Here is a 17407-nt window from a genome sequence, read left to right as displayed (position 1 = left end):
CTCTAAGACTTAGAGCACTTTAAGACTTAAAGCATTTTACGAGCAGCTTCTACAACCACTTTGATTGAACGTGCTTCAGTTACTTTTAGTGTGTCGTGATCAGGCGTCTCTTTTTGAGTACGGTTGATGATTACACCCGCAACACAACCCGCTTTCAGACCAGAACTTGCACACATAGTTAGCAGCGTTGCAGATTCCATCTCGAAGTTTAGCACGCCCATATCTTGCCATTCTTGCATAGAACCTTGGAAACGCTTAACAACACGACCAGAGAACGTGTCGTAACGCTCTTGACCTGGGTAGAAAGTGTCACTTGAAGCCGTTACGCCCATGTGAACTGCAGCGCCAGACTCTTCAACGGCTGCTTTCATTGCTGTTGCCACTTCGAAGTCAGCTACTGCTGGGAACTCCATTGGAGCAAAGTGCAGGCTAGCGCCGTCTAGACGAACAGAACCAGTAGAAACAATCATGTCACCCACGTTTACGTGAGGTTGGATAGCACCAGTAGTACCAACACGAAGGAAAGTGCGAACACCCAGTTGAGCTAGCTCTTCTACAGCGATAGAAGTAGAAGGACCACCGATACCTGTTGAACATACAACAACTGGCTTGCCGTCTAGTTCTGCGCGGTAAAGTGTGTATTCACGATGGCTAGCAAGAAATACTGGGTTCTCCATCTCTTCTGCAATTTTTTGTACACGAGCAGGATCACCTGGGATGATCGCAAGAGTAGCACCGTTAAGATCTGCTTCAGTAACACCTAAATGGAAAACAGCTTGAGACATAGTTCGCTCCTTTTGGCTTATTGGGCTTTTTACCCTTATTTAAGCTCATAGTAAATTCGTGGGGTACGAACACACTCTAACCAAGCTCACCACAAAATGAAGTGACGCCCGTCACATGAATGATCGCAACAAGATTCCAAGTTTCACGAAAAACCGATTGGCATCACAAAAATAAGCAATCCATACGCCTGTGTTGCATACTAATGAGACAAAAAGCGCCTTTAACGTATTACCGCTAAAGGCGCTTTTTATATTAAGAATGCTCTATGTCGGTGAGCTCGATTTAATCGGCTTTAGATTTGAATCGCAGCAGGCGCAATGCGTTCAATGTCACCAATGCAGTTGCACCACTATCGGCTAACACCGCAACCCACAGACCGGTAATACCGAACAAGCTCGTCACCAAAAACACACCTTTCAAACCGAGCGCGAGAGCCACGTTTTGACGAATATTGTTCATGGTTGCTTGCGATAGCTCAATCATCGCTGGCAGTTCCGTTAAGCGGTTATGAGTCAGTGCTGAATCCGCCGTTTCCAAGGCGACATCAGTCCCCCCGCCCATCGCGATACCCACGTTGGCGGTTTTCATCGCTGGCGCATCATTGATGCCATCTCCGACCATCGCAACGTGCGATTGTTGAGACAGCTCTTCAACATAAGATACTTTGTCGCTTGGAAGTAGGCTCGCTTTGTACTGCATGCCAATCTTACTACTGATCGCAGCCGCACTGCGTGGGTTGTCACCCGTCAACATGATAGATTGAATACCCAAGTCGTTAAGTCGTTCAATCGCAACCTTAGCGTCACTGCGTAACGTATCTTGCCACGCAATCAAACCAATAGGTGTCACTTGATCTGCTGATTCTTCTTGATGCTTAAGCTCTAAGGCAATAACAACCGTTTTACCCTCGCCTTCTAGAGCTTCCACCTGAGACACAACATCAGTATCAAGTTCGAAACTTACTTTAGAAGGTGCTAGAACTTGGTATTTAACACCATCGACATCGCCTTCCACACCACTGCCAATCAGCGCCTTCTTGTTGTGCGATTCTGGGATATCAATATTCAGCTCGTTTACTTTCGCCACCAGCGACTGCGCCAATGGATGAGTAGAGCCCACTTCGATAGCACCAACCACACGAAGCATCGCGTCTTGTTGCCAACCCGATAGTGTCTGAATATCGGTTACCTGAGGTTTACCCTCAGTCAATGTACCCGTTTTATCAAAAGCGATGGTTTGAATCTTACCAAGCTGCTCTAGTGCTGCACCGCCTTTAATTAGTGCGCCACGTTTCGCTGCTGCAGCCAAGCCTGAAGTAATCGCTGCTGGAGTCGAGATAACCAAGGCACACGGACAAGCAATCAACAATAACGCTAGGCCGCGGTATACCCATGTTTCCCAAGGTTGAGCAAACAACAGTGGCGGCGTGATGATCACCAACAAAGCAACCAACATCATTAACGGTGTGTACCAACGGCTGAACTTATCAAGGAAGCGTTCCAGTGGTGCTTTACGAGATTCCGCCTCTTCAATCAGATGAAGAATACGGTCAATTGCGTTCTCGCCCTGTTTTGAAGTGATAGTGATACGCACAACTTTATCGACGACTACGGCGCCTGCCATGATGCTGTTACCTTCGATATGTTCAACAGGAACAGATTCACCCGTTAACGCGCTTTCATCAAAGCTCGCGGCATCAGTCATCAGCTTGCCATCAGCTGGCAAGCGAGAACCTGCAGCGACTTCAATCACATCACCAGGAACAAGTTCGCTTACCGCTACTTCAACACGCTCACCGTTGATAATCTTGGTCGCGTTCTCTGGCACTAATGCCATTAAAGCTTGAACGCCACTTCTTGCTCTTGATGACGCAAACGCTTCTAGGCGCTCACCAATCAAGAACAACAGCAACACCATCGCCGCTTCCGCAGTTTCACCAAGATACAAAGCACCGAGCGCAGCGACACTCATTAAGGTTTCGATGGCAAAAGGCGTACCCGAACGAGCCAATTGCACGGCTTTCTTAGCTACTGGGTATAAACCAAGTAAACAGGTAACAGTGAATAAGCCTTCACTTAATTGAGGATAAGTACTTTTCAGAAGCGCAGCGAACAGCATTGCAGCTGCAATCGCTATGATCTGTAAATTAGGTTGAATATGAGCTTGCCAAAAGGTCTCTGGTTGTTGTTTTTCTTTCTTAGAACCCACTTCCGTTAATGGGAAGCCAGTTTTGATAGAGACTTGTTCAATGGTGTCGGCAAGACTTTCATTATCGAATTTCACAACCAGTTTTTCGGTAGCAAAGAGAACCTTCGCTTGAATCACACCGTCAATGTTACTGATCGCGTTTTCTATTTTTCTTGCACAAGCTGGGCAGTCCATTCCGGCAACCAACCAACTTTTGGAAAATTGGGCATCGAGAGATAAGGTTGAGGGCTGACTGTCTTCTTCTCCACTGTCTGATCCACAGCAATCATCTCCAGACGACGATGACGCCGCGGCAGAAGAGCTGCAACATCCTGACGAAGTGCCAGCTGCAGTGATGCTTGAAATTTTAGGGCTAGAGCAACCAGCTCCCACCGCTTGAGGTTGAACGTCCACTTTTGCTGAGCGGCACGCTGCATGTTTTGCGCACATAATGTATCTCCTTAATACTCAAAAGCCTTGAGGCCGCTGCCGTTTAAGTACAACAGCGGAACCTTAAGTTCATCGAAAGTATAAACCTTGGAGGTAGCTCCAAGGTCAAGGAGAAGTTATCGTTTAATGCAATTTATTTAAGAGTCTCAAGCAAGTAGGCTGCTCTTATTGAGGCTTAAGCTCGGCACACTCTTCTCTATTTGCGGATACATCATCAATCAGAACGGCATCGTGTGAACAGAAAGGCTGTGTATTCAAACTCACAATAGACACATCATCTTCGACAGGGTCGACCTGAGATCCTTCCATCAACTCTGATATATGGTAACGAAGCACCAAGATACCCAACAAACCGAACAAGATATTACCCAGCGCTTGTCCGTACAACACGCCTAACGCGCCATACCATTGTGAACCCAAGTAAACGAATGGCAGAGTGCCCAGTGTCGCCTTACCTAAGTTCAACGCCGTTGAGTAAAGAGGCTTACCTAGATTATTGAATGAAGTGTTCGCGACAAACAGTGCACCGTTAAAAGTGAAGGTCAGCGCTACATAAGTACAAAACGCAGCAACAATAACGGCCGCATCACCTTGCAGGCTGAAGCCTTGAATCACATAGCCTTGCATGAAGTACAAAAGAATACACACAGCGATGATGTACACCGTGGTCACTAACAGCGAGTTATTCAGCGTCTCTTTGACTCTGTCCATGCGCTCAGCACCGAAATTCTGACCAATGATTGGCCCGACTGCGCCAGACAAGGCAAAAATCACAGCAAAACACACGGGCGTTAAACGGCCAATTACGGCAAAGCCTGCGACGAAGTCTTCACCGTATTGCGCAATACCCGTCGTCACAATCGCATTACCAATCGGAGTTGCAGTATTGGTGATAATTGCGGGAATAGCGATGGCCAGAATTGGACGAATATTGATGCGCCACTGCACCATCGAAGGCGGAGCCACCAGCTCATGACTGCGAATCAAAGGATAAAGCGAGAAGAAGAGAACCGAAAAGCGTGCAACGACAGAAGCGATGGCCGCCCCTTCGATGTTCCAACCAAAACCAAAGATAAAAAGAGGGTCCAAGATCGCATTCACAATGCCGCCAGACAAGGTTGCCCACATTGAACGCTTCGCATCACCTGCCGCTCTTAAGCCGGCACCCGCAGCCATAGCTAAGGCTAGGAATGGTCCACTAGGGAGCAAAATCTGTAAGTACGCTTGTGCACGTTCTGCCGCCAAACCTTTCGCACCAATCGCCGCGAGCAGTTCAGGGATGTAAGCATACATAATCGCAGTGACCGTCGAACTGATCACAAACGCGGTTAACATGATACTGGTGCTGAGATTTCTTGCGTGGTCTCTGTCTTTAGAGCCAATCGCCTTCGAAACCAACGCGCCCATTGCAATAGAGGTACCGATAGAAACGGAGGTAGAGAAGAAAGTGAGAGTACCTGCAAAACCAACTGCGGCGGCCAATTCGACTTGTCCCAACATACTGATAAACAGCATATCGAGTAAATCGACCACAAACAGTGCCATCAAGCCAACAGAGCCAGCACCCGACATCACCAAGATGTGGCGCATCGTTGAACCTTCTACAAACTTTGCAGTTTGGTTTGACATGAAACCTCCAAAAGCTGGAACACCACAAGTCAAAGCTTCGACGTTTGAGCTCTATGACAACAGATCTACAAAAACTCTACGAAGAAAAAGGCGCTAGTGCGCCTTTTGTCATTTATGGGTGTTGAGAAAAATAATCGTTCTTAACACGTCACTATACAGGATGTTTGAAGCATTCATCTAAGTTCTTGCCAATTGCTCTCAAAACATCTGTTCTGGTGATAATTCCAACCAACTTTCTGTTGTCGATCACAGGGTAAGCTTTTGGTTTACCTACTTGCATCATGTCTGCCAATTCAATAATGGATAGATCTGGCGATACCGATAACACCTCTTGGTACATGCAATCACCAACAATGTGTGTGTCTTGACAGAAGTAACTGACCTTAACCAGTTTTTCTAATAAATCTTGCTCTGAAAGGAAACCAATTACTTGCTCATTATCATCAATAACTGGGCCGCCCATGTGATGACTGCGCATCACTTTGTCTAGCGCTAGACTTAACGGCATATCAGGAGTGAATGTCACAACCTGCTGCGTCATGTAATCTTTCACTTTAATTGAATGCATTGCGTTCTCCCTAAAATACTTTTCGTGATGTCTTTATCTATCTCGTTAACTTAATTGTTGTCTAAAATCTTGATTTTACTAAATGGATTTCAACAATTTTATTGATAGGCAAAACCTAACAAGCCTTAAAAACGAGACAGCAAAAGGCTCGAGAGAGTTTTTGTGGCACAGAAAAAAGAAAAAAAAGAGCCCTTACAAAGCCTTACTTTCTCTTGCTTAGGCTTACTTAGCCGAACTAGCCTGAATAGATAAACCCTGTAATCTTCACCACACTAATAATTAGAAAGTCCCGATTTAGGTAGTTTATGCAACACGACAACAACATGTACGCGTACGTTTATTCAGGTAACGATGGTACAGAAAACACACTCATCGCCACTGTCGATAACCAAGAGCAGCCACTTATCTCAAGCTGTGTTCACGAGATAAAACGCATGTCGAGCTTAGCGATCGATTTGGCGGCGCAACACAACCTGAAAGTAAAGCTCATTAAATATCAGAGAGAGCAAGAGATCGACTTCGGTCTCTTCGTAAAGTAGTTCGTCAAAAGCACTCGTTTGCTGGAATGATCATAGGCAGTCGTTGTAGTTGCGCTAAAGCATTAGTTGCGCTAGCGATAACAATGGTGCGATAGCCACGGCTGCCTAATTCGGTCTGACAATCTTAACTGTGAAGCGTTATAATAAAGACAACGGTGCCTTTGCCGCTTTTCATTGTCTCAACACGGTTCATTATGCCCTCTCCAGCCTCAAATCAAACCTATGTCACTAAGTATCGCTCAAAGTTAAAGGCCTACTTCAACGAGTTATTGGATTTCCAATCGCGTATTTGGGTTGTGCATATTTTTGAAGATTCCATCACTGATCAATCATTTGTGATCAACGAAGATGGCTTTAAAGAACCGTTAGAGTGGATGAAAAAACGCGATTACCAAGCCAACATGCTTGATCGTGTTGATAAGATGAAAATCTCACAAGTGATTGAGATTCAGTTTGAAGATAAGATACACCGACTGATGCGAGTTAAATAACCTCTAGTTTCGGTTCATTGTCGGTAATGCCTATATCAGAAAGGTGCTCACGACCAATCATACGCAAATGAACCAGACACAAATGAATCAGGGACAAAAAAGGCCAGCACTCGCTGACCTTCTCTTAATAACTATCCGAACCGCTATACAATTATGACCGAGTGCTAGCGAGCACAGTACGCATCCCAAAGGCGGATGGCTTTTGTGTAGGCTTCGGTTTTATCGTGCGTTTCAGCGAAAAGAATCGCCGTCATGCTGTCGACAACAGTGTTTGCCATCAATTCCATCTCATCTTCCGGCGTGCCCAGAACACACTCACTCGGCAATGAAATATCAGAGTTCATCATCTCTTCCCAATAGAAAGATTCGACCTTATCAGGAGAACTCATCCACACCGTTTGGCTAACCTTAGGGTTGTATTCCGACTCGCCGTTCATGCCTTTAAATGAAATCACCGAGTGGGATTTATTGCCAATCACATTCTCTACTTCAGCATGAAGTTGTGGGAAACCAGGGTGGAAACTGCCACGCAAACCTAAACGACCGCCGCCAGGGTTTAATGCACGAACCACAGTGTTGATTGGCGTACGCAAACCGTAACGGTGTTTCCAGCCGATCATCGTTTGAGCTTCCGGCGCAAAGTTAGCGAGAGGTAAGTAAGCAATATCATCCTCTTCCAGAATTTGCTTGGCCTGTTGCGGATCAGCTGCACTGCGTACACCAACAAGATCGAGGTGAGTCTCTACGTGTGTACGTCCACTTGGCTTATCCATGTAGCCATGCATCAATACCTTGTAACCATCGTCAGCCAGTATCTTCGCTGCTAGCAAATTCCAAGGCTTACCACTCACAGTGTCGTTACGCTTACCCGCGTAACAAGGCCAATCAATGTCAGCTCCTAAGTCAGGCACACGAGATTGAAATGCTTTCACAAAGCCTGCAATTTCTTCATTGGTTTCATTCTGCACACGAATCAACATAAGTAGCATTGCCATTTGGTCGTCGCCGACCTCACCGCTTAAATACTCATCCATGATGCGATAGGCTTGTTCGAACGATAAAGGCTTGCGCCCTCTTTCCCCTCGTCCAACAGTACGAATACACTCTAAAATACTACTCATTGACTATTAATTCTCTTCCGTAGACATCAATAAAATTTAATACCTCTTCGATTCTATGACACCGATAGCGCGTTGCAAAGCGATTCAGGTACTTATCATCGCCATACCACTCCACTTCCTCAATCTAGCGGCAACTGAATTAGGAGTCGAAAAGGAAACGGACTGCGGTTCTAAAAGTAAACTTAGTGGTGTAAAATTGGCGTATGCAATACTAACCGCCAGATTGAGTAGTACCCAAATGACTGTCAAAAAAACACTGAGCCAGAAGAAACGTGAATCTATCGTTGCTGCCGCTATCGCAGAGTTTACCGAGCGTGGTTATAAGGCCACCAGCATGGATAAAATCTCTAGCCGAGCAGAAGTGTCGAAGCGCACGGTGTATAACCACTTCGCCAGCAAAGAGTTACTACTGGATGAGATATTAGACAGTATTTGGAGCAAAACACTCGCGGCGACTCATTTCCCATACCAAGCCGAACAACCATTGGCCGAACAGCTTGCGTCTATTGCTAATCAAGAGCTTGAGCTTTTAGAGTCCGAAGGCTTCATCGACTTATCTCGCGTGCTGTTCTCTGAGTATTTCCATAACGCTGAACTTGCTCATCAAGCAATGGAGAAATACTCCCAAGCCGAGAGTGGCCTAACGATTTGGATCAAAGCCGCCTTGGCTGATGGTCGTTTAGTCGAGCTCGACCCACTGTTTGCCTCAACTCAATTCATCGCCTTGCTTAAGTCGTTCGCCTTTTGGCCGCAGATCATCGGCCACGCTCCGTCACCGGACGCACAGCATAAGCAAGTGATCATAAACTCAAGTGTCGAGATGTTCCTTAAACAGTATCAAGCGTAATACTGGCGGTTGATGGGAATTCAACCACAATGAAACCATCACTGGTATCCGTGGTTATTTTCCCTATACTGCAACCCAATTTCGTGACTCACGATTCAACAATTTCAACTTTAGGTAGCCCTATGATTACTTTCACCACCAACTTTGGCGATATCGAGATTGAACTCAACCTTGAGAAAGCACCAGTAACCTCGAAAAACTTCCTGAAATACTGCCAAGATGGCTTCTATGAAGGCACGACATTTCACCGTGTTATCGAAGGTTTTATGATTCAAGGTGGCGGCCACACTATCGACATGACAGAAAAGCCAACGCGTGCACCTATTGTCAACGAAGCGAACCGTGGCCTAAAGAACGTGATTGGCTCTGTAGCAATGGCTCGTACCGACGCACCACATTCGGCAACGGCGCAGTTCTTTATCAACCTTGATGACAACGATTTTCTAGACCATACATCGACCACCAACGCTGGTTGGGGTTACGCTGTGTTTGGGAAAGTGTCGGCAGGAATGGATGTGGTAAACAAGATCGCAGCCGCGCCAACGACCATCCGTTGGGGACACGAAGATGTGCCATGCGAAGACATTGTGATCTCGAAAGTTACTATTAACGACTAAGTCGTACTCGAAGACCAAGAAACACCCCTCAAATGGTGGGAACCCTCCTCACCATTTTTACTGTCCATGTTATCAATTGCTCTTATTTTTGTACGGTATATTTCCAACACCTACCATTCCCCGGCTATTAATCAGTATTAGTGACGTGTTATTATCGCCGCTCGCCAAATATGAAAGTTGATTGCGATTCACGATACATTGGACGTAACACCAACCATGACTCGACTCTCTTTGTGGACAACAGCGCTCTTATCTTCTGTTGCCAATTTCTCTAGTTCAGCTTTCGAGGTTGATACTCGAGAATCACAAGAACCTGAACTGGATGACCAATTTCGTGTCATTGCGATCCCCTTTTACGATCCAAGTGTCGATACTGGGCTTTCTGTTATTCCCATCTATAACTTCTATGCAGATGGCGAAACCAAAAACGCATCAACGCTATCGGCCGACAAGGACGAAATGCTCAACGCGGTTTTGTAGCGGACGACCACATAGCCTCGCACATGACCAACCTTGAAATGGAATATCGCTACTCGATTTCTGGATCGTCTATTAACTTCTTGAACAACGTAGCCGTCGTTGGTTTAACGGGTGTAGGTAAGGTGTTTGGTGAAAGGCTTAACCCGAAAGACCCATATCATAGCTTTGACGATGGAGACCTTCTGACCATGGTTGGTCTCGGATTGCGCTATCGCTTAATACGCCAAGAACGCATAAATGTACGTATGGACTTCACCTACAACAACGAAGATGAAGTGCTGGCGTATTTTAGTTTGGGTGAGAACATTTAACCCAACCTATCTAACCTAAGCTCAAGCGTACGTGCTTAATTATTTGCATACCGTACCAAGCCTGTCGCGATTCGACTCGTACAGGCTTGATTGTTTTTAAAGCCTCTCAAGATGACTTACCAACGCGAACGATAAGTACGATGACACGCTCGGCATGTGTTGTTGGCCGCGTCTAAACCACGTTCAGCCTTTCTGAGGTCCTGCTCAATACTCGCTTGCTGTAACTCCGTAAAACCTTGGTTCATCTGTAACATCAGTTGGTTAAATTTCTCTGGCTTACTCCACACCGTTTCTTTTGCCTTACCGCCCATATCACTCTCAGCAAAACTACTGTCCAGTACAATTCCATGCTCAACCAAACTCTCACTCAACTCCCCAACCTTTTTCCAATCTGTATTTCGGTTTCCTAATTCTGAAGACACTTGTTTATTGAGTTTTTCAATGGAGCTGAAAGCCTGTTGGCGATTATTCACAGCTTCAGTTGCAGCAATCGCCATTACAGGCACGGCGATAAGCAAAGCGATAGTCAGTTTTTTCATAGTGTTACTCCTATTCATTGGTCGGTTGATTTGTTGATCTTTCAATCGCGAATCGATGAGATGCACTTAATTTACACAACAATAGTTGCACGCGCAACTATTGTTGTGTAAATTAATCTCACTTCGTAAACGACAACTGGGAAATGAACTATGAAAATTTGGGATCTACCAACTCGACTCTATCACTGGCTGCAAGCCGCTCTGTTTATTGGCCTTGCTGGTTCAGGCTTTAGTGGCAATGGCCCGCACATTTATCTAGGGCTAGCACTGTTTAGTTTGATTCTATGGCGCTTGGTCTGGGGAGTAATTGGTAGTGATACAAGCCGTTTTTCGCAATTTGTTAGCTCTCCTCGCTCTGCTTTCCAATATTTACGAGGCCGAGTTCAACCTAAGCCGGGGCATAATCCATTAGGGGCTTGGATGGTTGTAGGAATGATTGCAACCTTATTCATCCAATGCATCACTGGCCTTGCGATAGCAGGATTCTTCGACACATTGCCGTACTCAGAAATCATCATCACAGACGATGTTTTTGACCTACTCGGCACAGTTCATGCTATTGCTGCACGTATGCTAATTGCTTTTGTAGCACTGCATTTATTAGCTATCTTGGTCTACAAACTGCGCTCAAAGCCTTTAGTGCTCGCTATGATCACAGGTAAACAAAATCAATCGTTATCTACCGCTCATTTCGGAAATGGCACTCAATTGGCTTTTTCATCGAATAGCAAAGCGTTATTGGTGCTAATTGCGTCGGTATTAGTTACGATGGCAATAGTTGTTATGTCATAAAAATTAGGGACTAACCAATGCCAGAAGAGTTTGATAGACAGAATAGTTTTGGATGGATGATCAATGTGATCGCCAACAAAGCGACCAAAGATTTCGATCTTGAGCTAAAGAAACACGGCTTAAGCATCGCATTGTGGCCAACCCTGATGTGTTTATGGGAAGAAGAAGGCGTTACCCAGCGTGATATTGCCGCTAAGTCGAAAGTAGAAAACTCAACGACAACACGAACCTTAGATAAGTTGGAAAAGCTTGAACTGGTAGAACGCAGAGCGGACCCACACAGTCGCCGCTCTTTTAGAATCTACCTAACAGAGAGAGGCAAAGCACTTGAAGAAGTGTTAATACCCATCCCAGTTAAGTTGAATGAAGAGCTAATGGCAGCACTTGATGCAAAAGAGCAGCAACAGATGATCGGCTTGCTTAAGAAAATGGTCGCGGCTGTTTAGCTTGAAGCTAACTCAGCAACGACCACTCAGTACCCTAGTTCAATAAACCCTCGCCACAGGTGAGGGTTTATTTTTTCCGCGACGATTTGATGTAGCAAAACAGCGAAGCAATGATCACCGCTCCACCGATCAGTTTTTGCACCTCGACCGTTTCACCTAGCATGCTCACACTGAGTAACAGTGTCCATACTGGCTCTAGAATCATGATAAGTGCCGCCACTTCCATGTTCACAGAGTGCTGGCCTACCGTTTGTAATAGGTAGCGAATAGACGTCGCAACAACCGCCGACACGATGAACCAGAACACTAACGTTTTCGTGATTTCAAATTCCGGCTGTGTCGTCATAGAGGCAAACGCCAAACCGCTGACTCCGACTACGAAAAGCTGAATACAAATCGAGGCAATTGGCTTGATGTTGGTGATCACACGTTTGTTCATCACAAAATGAGTGGAGAGCAACATCGACGCTAACAAGAAGTAGATCTGGCTTTGCTCAACGTGCCAACCGTTGGTGAGAGTAAGCAGTAACATACCAAGGATCGCGATAGGAAATGACATCCAGAATGCACGATTTGGCTTAACTCGAAATAGAATCCAAGAGACAAATGGCGCAATGATCATTGCTAAACTCATAATGAAAGCCCCTTCCGACAGGCTCTCCGTGACCGAAACGGCAAACACCCACACCTGAAGTGAAGCAGACAAGAGTAAACCGACACCGCACAATGACAGGATCTGCTTAAATGACAGCTTGCGAATATGATGAATACAGAATGGCAGTAGAATCAGGCTCGCGACAACAAAACGCACACCAATGAACACAGGCCCCGGCATTTCCATGACCACCAGCTTAGATGCAATCCATCCTACCCCTGCCAGTAAAGTGGCACACAAGAGGTAAAGCTCGCCACGCATCGCTTTTACGTTCATCATTTTTATTCGTTCCAATAACAAAAAAGCAACCCGACTCTGCAAGGTTGCTTTTTATAAACTCTTAACAGGATCAAGATACTATCTTAATACTCTGTTTCAGGCAGCAGTTTTTAGCCTGCGTATTCTGGGTAATCCGTTAAGCCTTTTTCAGCACCGCCAAACAGCGTGTTTGGATCGTGCGGAGCGAGAGGGAAACCATTTTGAATACGCGCTGGTAAGTCTGGGTTTGCTACGAATGGACGCCCAAAGCCAACCATATCTGTCACGCCTTCTGCGACGGCTTGCTCGCCACGTTCACTGTCGTATTTACCTGCATAAATCAGTACACCTTTGAATGCTTCACGAACCGCAGCTTTGAATGCTTTTGGCGTTTCAGGCGCATCGTCCCAGTCTACTTCTGCGATGTGCAGGTAAACAATCTTGTACAGGTTTAGGTACGCTGCTGCCGCTGTGTAAGTTTCAACGGGCGTCGCGTCAACTGTGCCATTTAGCGAAGTAAACGGAGCAAGACGAACACCAACACGGTCAGCGCCAATCGCTTCAACCATAGCTTCAACCACTTCACCTAAGAAACGCAGGCGGTTTTCAGTTGAACCACCGTATTCATCGGTACGGTTGTTTGCTTCAGAATCAATGAATTGGTTAATCAGGTAACCATTTGCTGCGTGAAGCTCAATGCCATCAAAGCCTGCTTCGATTGCATTAATGGCTGCTTGGCGATATTGCTCAACCACTTCTTTGATGTCTTCTTTGGTCATTTCACGAGGTTCAACCACGTCAACAAACCCCGGCTCATCAGTGCCGTTATCGATGAAGACTTTTACGTTTTCCGCTTTGATAGCAGAAGACGAAATTGGCTGTTCACCACCGATGTTGTCTGGGTGTGTTACACGACCTACATGCCAAAGCTGAGCGAAAATAACACCGCCTTGTTCATGTACGGCATCGGTTACTTTTTTCCAACCCGCGATTTGTTCTTGAGAGTAGATACCCGGTGTCCAAGCGTAACCTTGACCCAATGGCGAAATCTGTGTGCCTTCTGCGACAATTAGCCCCGCAGAAGCGCGTTGAGCGTAGTAAGCCGCCATCATATCGTTTGCTGAATTACCAGGTTGTGTTGCACGAGAGCGAGTCATCGGAGGCATAACAATACGGTTTTTTAGTTCGATGTTACCAAGTTGAATTGGTTGAAATAGTGCGTTTGTCATTGTTATATCCTCGATTAACCTAGTTGAATCAGTTCGATTTGGTAGCCGTCTGGGTCAGTGATAAAAGCGATGTGTGTTGAACCGCCTTTTACTGGACCCGCTTCGCGAGTCACATTGCCACCCAGCGATTTAATCTCGTCACACGCCGCGTAAATATCTTCCACACCCAATGCTAAATGGCCAAAAGCGTTACCCATTTCGTATTCGTTGGTATCCCAGTTATGAGTCAGTTCGATGGTTGTGCCGCCTTGCTCGTAACCAACAAAAACTAACGTGTAGCGGTAATCGTTATTGTCATGGCGCTCAAGCTCTTTCATACCTAATACCTTGGTGTAGAACTCAATAGATTTATCTAGATCAGCAACTCTAATCATTGTGTGTAGGAATTTCATATTTCACCCTTTTTAGCCCATCAACGTGGGCCGATATAATCGTGAGTGGAGGTTATCCACTTCTTTCTTAGGGTTAATATACGGACTGACACCAAATAAATGAAATTATCAAAAATTCTCATTGTGATAATTTTTTGTTATTAACATATAGCTAGTACCAACTAAGCGACACAAAAAAGGGAAGCCAATGCTTCCCTTAGAGTTAAATTCTCAATTAAAACCGCAAGCGCCTATCTTTAAGCGCCTTCGACATTGCATCTGACGTACTGATGACTTGTTCTCTGAACCATTTATGAGCGGGGTCGCTGTTCTGCTTCTTCAACCAAATCAGGTAATGAGACATCGGCTGATATTCAAAGGGTGGCTTGAACAGCTGCAAACTTAACTTTTCTTGGAACTGCACGGCCATAGATAAAGGCACAACAGTAATGTAATCGGATTGGCTACACAGCAAGATATTACTGAACAGCGAGCGTCCATGAAACACGATTTTACGTTGGGACAGATCCAAAGAAGTATAGTGATTTAAACTGCGAACTTTGCGTCGTGTTCTGTCTAATACGGCATGCTTTTCACTTAGGAACTGAGCTTCACTGATTTCACCTTGGATTCGTGGGTGATCAGATCGACACACGATCACAAACTCGCCTTCATAAAGTGTTTCACTGACGATACTTGGGTGTTCAGGCACCACAATATCGATCATCGCATCAAACTCTTGAGTCAAAAGATCTTCGTAAATGCGCTCATCACTGTCTGGTTGATCAAAGACTTCTAACGACAAGTTTTGATTAGGAAGCGCTGCGAAACTATTGAGAAGCCCCCACTGCAGATGCTCAGGTGCAGAAATCACAAACTTACGTTCGGAGGCTTGCTCATCAAAATTCGCCATCGACTGAAACACACCATTGAGTTCATTGATCGGCGCTTTAATTTGTTCATACAAGCTTTGCGCATAAGACGTAGGCGCAACACCTCTTCCTTTACGGACAAAAAGCTCCTGGCCAATCTCTTTTTTTAAACGAGCTAACGCGGTACTGATGGTCGATTGGTTGGTACTGAGTTGATCCGCAGCTTTACTTAAACTGCCCTGCTCCATCACCGCAGAAAACACGGCAAGTAGATTGAAGTTGGGGATGTCATTACTCATATGTCATTACTCATATGTCATTACTCGTTAGGCGACCATGAGCACCATGCTATCGTAAAAACGATAGAATGAAATAAGAATCCCTCGTTTAAAGTCCAAAATTGAGACACTAACATCCCGCGTAACTAGTTTCTCAATAGGTTTCCCCATGAAAAAACACTACCTTGCCATCACTATTGCGATGATGACGAGTAACGCGATGATTTCAAACCCAGCACAAGCTGCGGCTCACCTTCTTCCTGAACTTGGTTCTCTCAACGCAAGTACCGCAGGCGCAGGGTCGGCAGCGTTAGCTGAAAGTGCGTTAACCGCATGGACTAACCCTGCTGCTATGTCTCAGCTAGAAAACCCTGAACTCACCGTCAATCTGGCAGGCCTCTACACAGACATCAACTATTCAGACACAGACCCCACAGAACGATTTGACAATAACATTGATGTTGGCGGTTGGGCTCCAGTAGGAAGCTTCTACTTTGTTGCCCCTATCAACGAAAAGTTTCACGCTGGTTTTGCTTTGGCTTCTCAAGGTGGTTCTGGAATCGATTATGGTGATAACTTTTCTGGGCAGCGTTTATTAAAGAATGTTGAATTCATGACAGTTCAACTGATGCCTTCGATATCTTACAAAGTGAATGAGCAGCTTTCGTTGGGTGTCTCTGTCAATGCGGAATACCTCACTGCGAACGGCGAGTTGAATCCTTTTATCGGCACTGGCGACATTGGATCTGAGCACTTATTCGAAGCAGACGCGGATGATTTCACGGTTGGCTACTCTCTTAGTGCCTTTTACCAACCAAACAAACAACACCGTTTTGGCTTTATGTACCGCTCTGAACTTGCTCATTACGGTGAGGGTGATCTTCAACATTCAGCTCGCGACACCAAGCGTGATGTTGGGCTCGACTTTATCATGCCTCAACACGTCCAAATTAGCGGCGTGCACGCCGTTAATGACCAATGGGACATGCTGTGGAGTGTGACTTGGTATGATCTATCAACATGGACAGACCTCACGCTAGACATCAATGATGACTCCGTGAAAGTTGTCGACCGTAGCTTCGACGATGTGTGGAACCTAGCCATAGGTACTCATTACCAAATGACCCCAACCTTGCGACTAGAAACAGGCATCAGCTACGAGACTTCTCCTCAAGATGACGCAACTCATCAATATATGGATCTTCCTGTAGGCGAAACCAAACGTATTGGCGCCGGTGCCACCTATGCGCTCAATAAGAACTGGGAGCTGCGCGCTTACTACGATTACATCGATCTGGACGAGCCTGAGCTCAATTACTCAAAGGGGCAAGTTATCAATGTTCAAGGCGCTTATGACAACAGCGCTCACTTCTTTGGCATGCAAGTGAACTATCGCTTCAAGTAACATTCAGCCCTGAATAACACTCACTCAGATAAGAATTAAATTTAGTCATCTGGCTAAATCTATATTACTTACCTGAAATTTTTAACTAAATATTAAGCTTAGTGCCCTACGCACTAAGCTTTTTTATTTGGGCTAAGCATTTCAATTAATTTTCTTTCTGCTCTCAATCGACAAGTCATTTATCGCCGTTTTGATTTACATTGATTATCAACCTAATAAACCCAACAAACAAGGGGTTATTGTCTCATTTTTCGTGACACTGTTTCACAGCCGCTTTCAGCTACTTAGTAAAGCTCTTTGTCTTTTTCACAGCGCAGGCTGAAAATTGTGCATTTCACAAAACACTGTTCTTTCAACTAAACCTATTAATTTTCGAGCGTTTTAGGCTTCAGCCCTTATTCAGCCTAATGAAGAGGTTTGGAGGAACGCTTTCTCCGCTCGCTATTTTCCTAAAGAACGACAAGCACATTAGTTCAAAAAGCAGCCCTTTATTTTTATAAAACTCACTACTAATGAATAAAGATCATTAGCTATCG

General features: G+C 45.3%; 19 protein-coding genes. 9 read left to right on the top strand and 10 right to left on the bottom strand.

All coding sequences use genetic code 11. The features are described from left to right. Positions 1-26: 26 nt before the first annotated feature. The 4 genes from udp to L0992_05370 form a co-directional block, all read right to left on the bottom strand. Entirely contained in the window at positions 27-785 is a 759-nt protein-coding gene (udp, locus tag L0992_05385; protein ID XGB68120.1) for a uridine phosphorylase, read from the bottom strand. Positions 786-1068: 283 nt separating this feature from the next. After that, entirely contained in the window at positions 1069-3423 is a 2355-nt protein-coding gene (locus tag L0992_05380; protein ID XGB68119.1) for a zinc/cadmium/mercury/lead-transporting ATPase, read from the bottom strand. 165 nt (positions 3424-3588) lie between these two features. Continuing rightward, the gene (locus tag L0992_05375; GenBank protein ID XGB68118.1) at positions 3589-5052 is read right to left on the bottom strand and encodes an MATE family efflux transporter; all 1464 of its coding nucleotides are present in this window, start codon (positions 5050-5052) and stop codon (positions 3589-3591) included. A 151-nt stretch (positions 5053-5203) separates the two neighbouring features. Continuing rightward, positions 5204-5620 carry a CBS domain-containing protein gene (locus tag L0992_05370; GenBank protein XGB68117.1) on the bottom strand — a complete coding sequence of 139 codons (417 nt, stop codon included), beginning with the start codon at positions 5618-5620 and terminating at the stop codon, positions 5204-5206. 305 nt (positions 5621-5925) lie between these two features. Between L0992_05370 and L0992_05365 the strand changes: the two genes are divergently transcribed. Both L0992_05365 and L0992_05360 read left to right on the top strand, forming a co-directional pair. Next, positions 5926-6159 (top strand): hypothetical protein, encoded by a 234-nt coding sequence (locus L0992_05365; protein XGB68116.1) that lies wholly within the window; start codon positions 5926-5928, stop codon positions 6157-6159. A gap of 194 nt (positions 6160-6353) precedes the next feature. Beyond that, positions 6354-6650: a hypothetical protein gene (locus tag L0992_05360; protein XGB68115.1), complete on the top strand. Its 297-nt coding sequence runs from the start codon at positions 6354-6356 to the stop codon at positions 6648-6650. Positions 6651-6814: 164 nt separating this feature from the next. Here L0992_05360 and L0992_05355 read toward each other — a convergent pair whose 3' ends face one another. Next, positions 6815-7771 (bottom strand): glycosyl transferase family protein, encoded by a 957-nt coding sequence (locus L0992_05355; GenBank protein XGB68114.1) that lies wholly within the window; start codon positions 7769-7771, stop codon positions 6815-6817. 238 nt (positions 7772-8009) lie between these two features. Here L0992_05355 and L0992_05350 point away from each other — a divergent pair, with 238 nt between their 5' ends. From L0992_05350 to L0992_05335, 4 genes are all read left to right on the top strand, one after another. After that, positions 8010-8618 carry a TetR/AcrR family transcriptional regulator gene (locus L0992_05350; protein ID XGB68113.1) on the top strand — a complete coding sequence of 203 codons (609 nt, stop codon included), beginning with the start codon at positions 8010-8012 and terminating at the stop codon, positions 8616-8618. A 122-nt stretch (positions 8619-8740) separates the two neighbouring features. Then, positions 8741-9235, top strand: a complete 495-nt coding sequence (locus tag L0992_05345) for a peptidyl-prolyl cis-trans isomerase (GenBank protein ID XGB68112.1) — start codon at positions 8741-8743, stop codon at positions 9233-9235. A gap of 177 nt (positions 9236-9412) precedes the next feature. Then, positions 9413-9715 carry a hypothetical protein gene (locus L0992_05340; GenBank protein ID XGB68111.1) on the top strand — a complete coding sequence of 101 codons (303 nt, stop codon included), beginning with the start codon at positions 9413-9415 and terminating at the stop codon, positions 9713-9715. A 23-nt stretch (positions 9716-9738) separates the two neighbouring features. Next, positions 9739-10026, top strand: a complete 288-nt coding sequence (locus L0992_05335) for a hypothetical protein (GenBank protein ID XGB68110.1) — start codon at positions 9739-9741, stop codon at positions 10024-10026. Between the two features lie 116 nt (positions 10027-10142). Here the strand turns inward: L0992_05335 and L0992_05330 are convergent, their stop codons facing one another. Next, positions 10143-10565 carry a cytochrome c gene (locus L0992_05330; protein XGB68109.1) on the bottom strand — a complete coding sequence of 141 codons (423 nt, stop codon included), beginning with the start codon at positions 10563-10565 and terminating at the stop codon, positions 10143-10145. A 150-nt stretch (positions 10566-10715) separates the two neighbouring features. Between L0992_05330 and L0992_05325 the strand changes: the two genes are divergently transcribed. Together L0992_05325 and L0992_05320 are read left to right on the top strand one after the other, a co-directional pair. Then, on the top strand, positions 10716-11357 hold the full coding sequence (locus L0992_05325) for a cytochrome b/b6 domain-containing protein (GenBank protein XGB68108.1): 642 nt from the start codon (positions 10716-10718) through the stop codon (positions 11355-11357). A gap of 17 nt (positions 11358-11374) precedes the next feature. Beyond that, complete coding sequence (locus L0992_05320; GenBank protein XGB68107.1) at positions 11375-11803, top strand: MarR family transcriptional regulator; 429 nt, start codon at positions 11375-11377, stop codon at positions 11801-11803. 67 nt (positions 11804-11870) lie between these two features. On the opposite strand, the gene L0992_05315 is transcribed toward L0992_05320, so the two are convergent. The 4 genes from L0992_05315 to L0992_05300 form a co-directional block, all read right to left on the bottom strand. Further along, a complete protein-coding gene (locus tag L0992_05315) occupies positions 11871-12737 on the bottom strand; it encodes a DMT family transporter (protein XGB68106.1) in 867 nt (288 codons plus the stop codon). Between the two features lie 110 nt (positions 12738-12847). Then, complete coding sequence (locus L0992_05310) at positions 12848-13945, bottom strand: alkene reductase (GenBank protein ID XGB68105.1); 1098 nt, start codon at positions 13943-13945, stop codon at positions 12848-12850. Between the two features lie 14 nt (positions 13946-13959). Beyond that, positions 13960-14337 (bottom strand): lactoylglutathione lyase, encoded by a 378-nt coding sequence (gene gloA / locus L0992_05305; protein ID XGB68104.1) that lies wholly within the window; start codon positions 14335-14337, stop codon positions 13960-13962. Positions 14338-14551: 214 nt separating this feature from the next. Continuing rightward, positions 14552-15487: a LysR family transcriptional regulator gene (locus L0992_05300; GenBank protein XGB68103.1), complete on the bottom strand. Its 936-nt coding sequence runs from the start codon at positions 15485-15487 to the stop codon at positions 14552-14554. Positions 15488-15635: 148 nt separating this feature from the next. Between L0992_05300 and L0992_05295 the strand changes: the two genes are divergently transcribed. Continuing rightward, the gene (locus tag L0992_05295) at positions 15636-16871 is read left to right on the top strand and encodes an outer membrane protein transport protein (protein ID XGB68102.1); all 1236 of its coding nucleotides are present in this window, start codon (positions 15636-15638) and stop codon (positions 16869-16871) included. Positions 16872-17407 lie beyond the last annotated feature (536 nt).

The organism is Vibrio pomeroyi (assembly GCA_041879425.1).
In the GTDB taxonomy this organism is placed as follows: domain Bacteria; phylum Pseudomonadota; class Gammaproteobacteria; order Enterobacterales; family Vibrionaceae; genus Vibrio; species Vibrio pomeroyi_A.
The sequence above is the reverse complement of the archived record's forward strand: the minus strand, read 5'-3'. Positions and strand labels throughout refer to the sequence as shown.

What these genes read in the sequence shown, in the direction of transcription:
- L0992_05325 (XGB68108.1), top strand. Translation starts at nt 10,716, where the DNA reads ATGAAAATTTGGGATCTACCAACTCGACTCTATCACTGGCTGCAAGCC.
- L0992_05295 (XGB68102.1), top strand. Translation starts at nt 15,636, where the DNA reads ATGAAAAAACACTACCTTGCCATCACTATTGCGATGATGACGAGTAAC.
- L0992_05320 (XGB68107.1), top strand. Translation starts at nt 11,375, where the DNA reads ATGCCAGAAGAGTTTGATAGACAGAATAGTTTTGGATGGATGATCAAT.
- L0992_05335 (XGB68110.1), top strand. Translation starts at nt 9,739, where the DNA reads ATGACCAACCTTGAAATGGAATATCGCTACTCGATTTCTGGATCGTCT.
- L0992_05360 (XGB68115.1), top strand. Translation starts at nt 6,354, where the DNA reads ATGCCCTCTCCAGCCTCAAATCAAACCTATGTCACTAAGTATCGCTCA.
- L0992_05370 (XGB68117.1), bottom strand. Translation starts at nt 5,620, where the DNA reads ATGCATTCAATTAAAGTGAAAGATTACATGACGCAGCAGGTTGTGACA.
- L0992_05355 (XGB68114.1), bottom strand. Translation starts at nt 7,771, where the DNA reads ATGAGTAGTATTTTAGAGTGTATTCGTACTGTTGGACGAGGGGAAAGA.
- L0992_05350 (XGB68113.1), top strand. Translation starts at nt 8,010, where the DNA reads ATGACTGTCAAAAAAACACTGAGCCAGAAGAAACGTGAATCTATCGTT.
- L0992_05375 (XGB68118.1), bottom strand. Translation starts at nt 5,052, where the DNA reads ATGTCAAACCAAACTGCAAAGTTTGTAGAAGGTTCAACGATGCGCCAC.
- L0992_05330 (XGB68109.1), bottom strand. Translation starts at nt 10,565, where the DNA reads ATGAAAAAACTGACTATCGCTTTGCTTATCGCCGTGCCTGTAATGGCG.
- L0992_05310 (XGB68105.1), bottom strand. Translation starts at nt 13,945, where the DNA reads ATGACAAACGCACTATTTCAACCAATTCAACTTGGTAACATCGAACTA.
- L0992_05365 (XGB68116.1), top strand. Translation starts at nt 5,926, where the DNA reads ATGCAACACGACAACAACATGTACGCGTACGTTTATTCAGGTAACGAT.
- L0992_05300 (XGB68103.1), bottom strand. Translation starts at nt 15,487, where the DNA reads ATGAGTAATGACATCCCCAACTTCAATCTACTTGCCGTGTTTTCTGCG.
- L0992_05315 (XGB68106.1), bottom strand. Translation starts at nt 12,737, where the DNA reads ATGATGAACGTAAAAGCGATGCGTGGCGAGCTTTACCTCTTGTGTGCC.
- L0992_05380 (XGB68119.1), bottom strand. Translation starts at nt 3,423, where the DNA reads ATGTGCGCAAAACATGCAGCGTGCCGCTCAGCAAAAGTGGACGTTCAA.
- L0992_05345 (XGB68112.1), top strand. Translation starts at nt 8,741, where the DNA reads ATGATTACTTTCACCACCAACTTTGGCGATATCGAGATTGAACTCAAC.
- gloA (XGB68104.1), bottom strand. Translation starts at nt 14,337, where the DNA reads ATGAAATTCCTACACACAATGATTAGAGTTGCTGATCTAGATAAATCT.
- udp (XGB68120.1), bottom strand. Translation starts at nt 785, where the DNA reads ATGTCTCAAGCTGTTTTCCATTTAGGTGTTACTGAAGCAGATCTTAAC.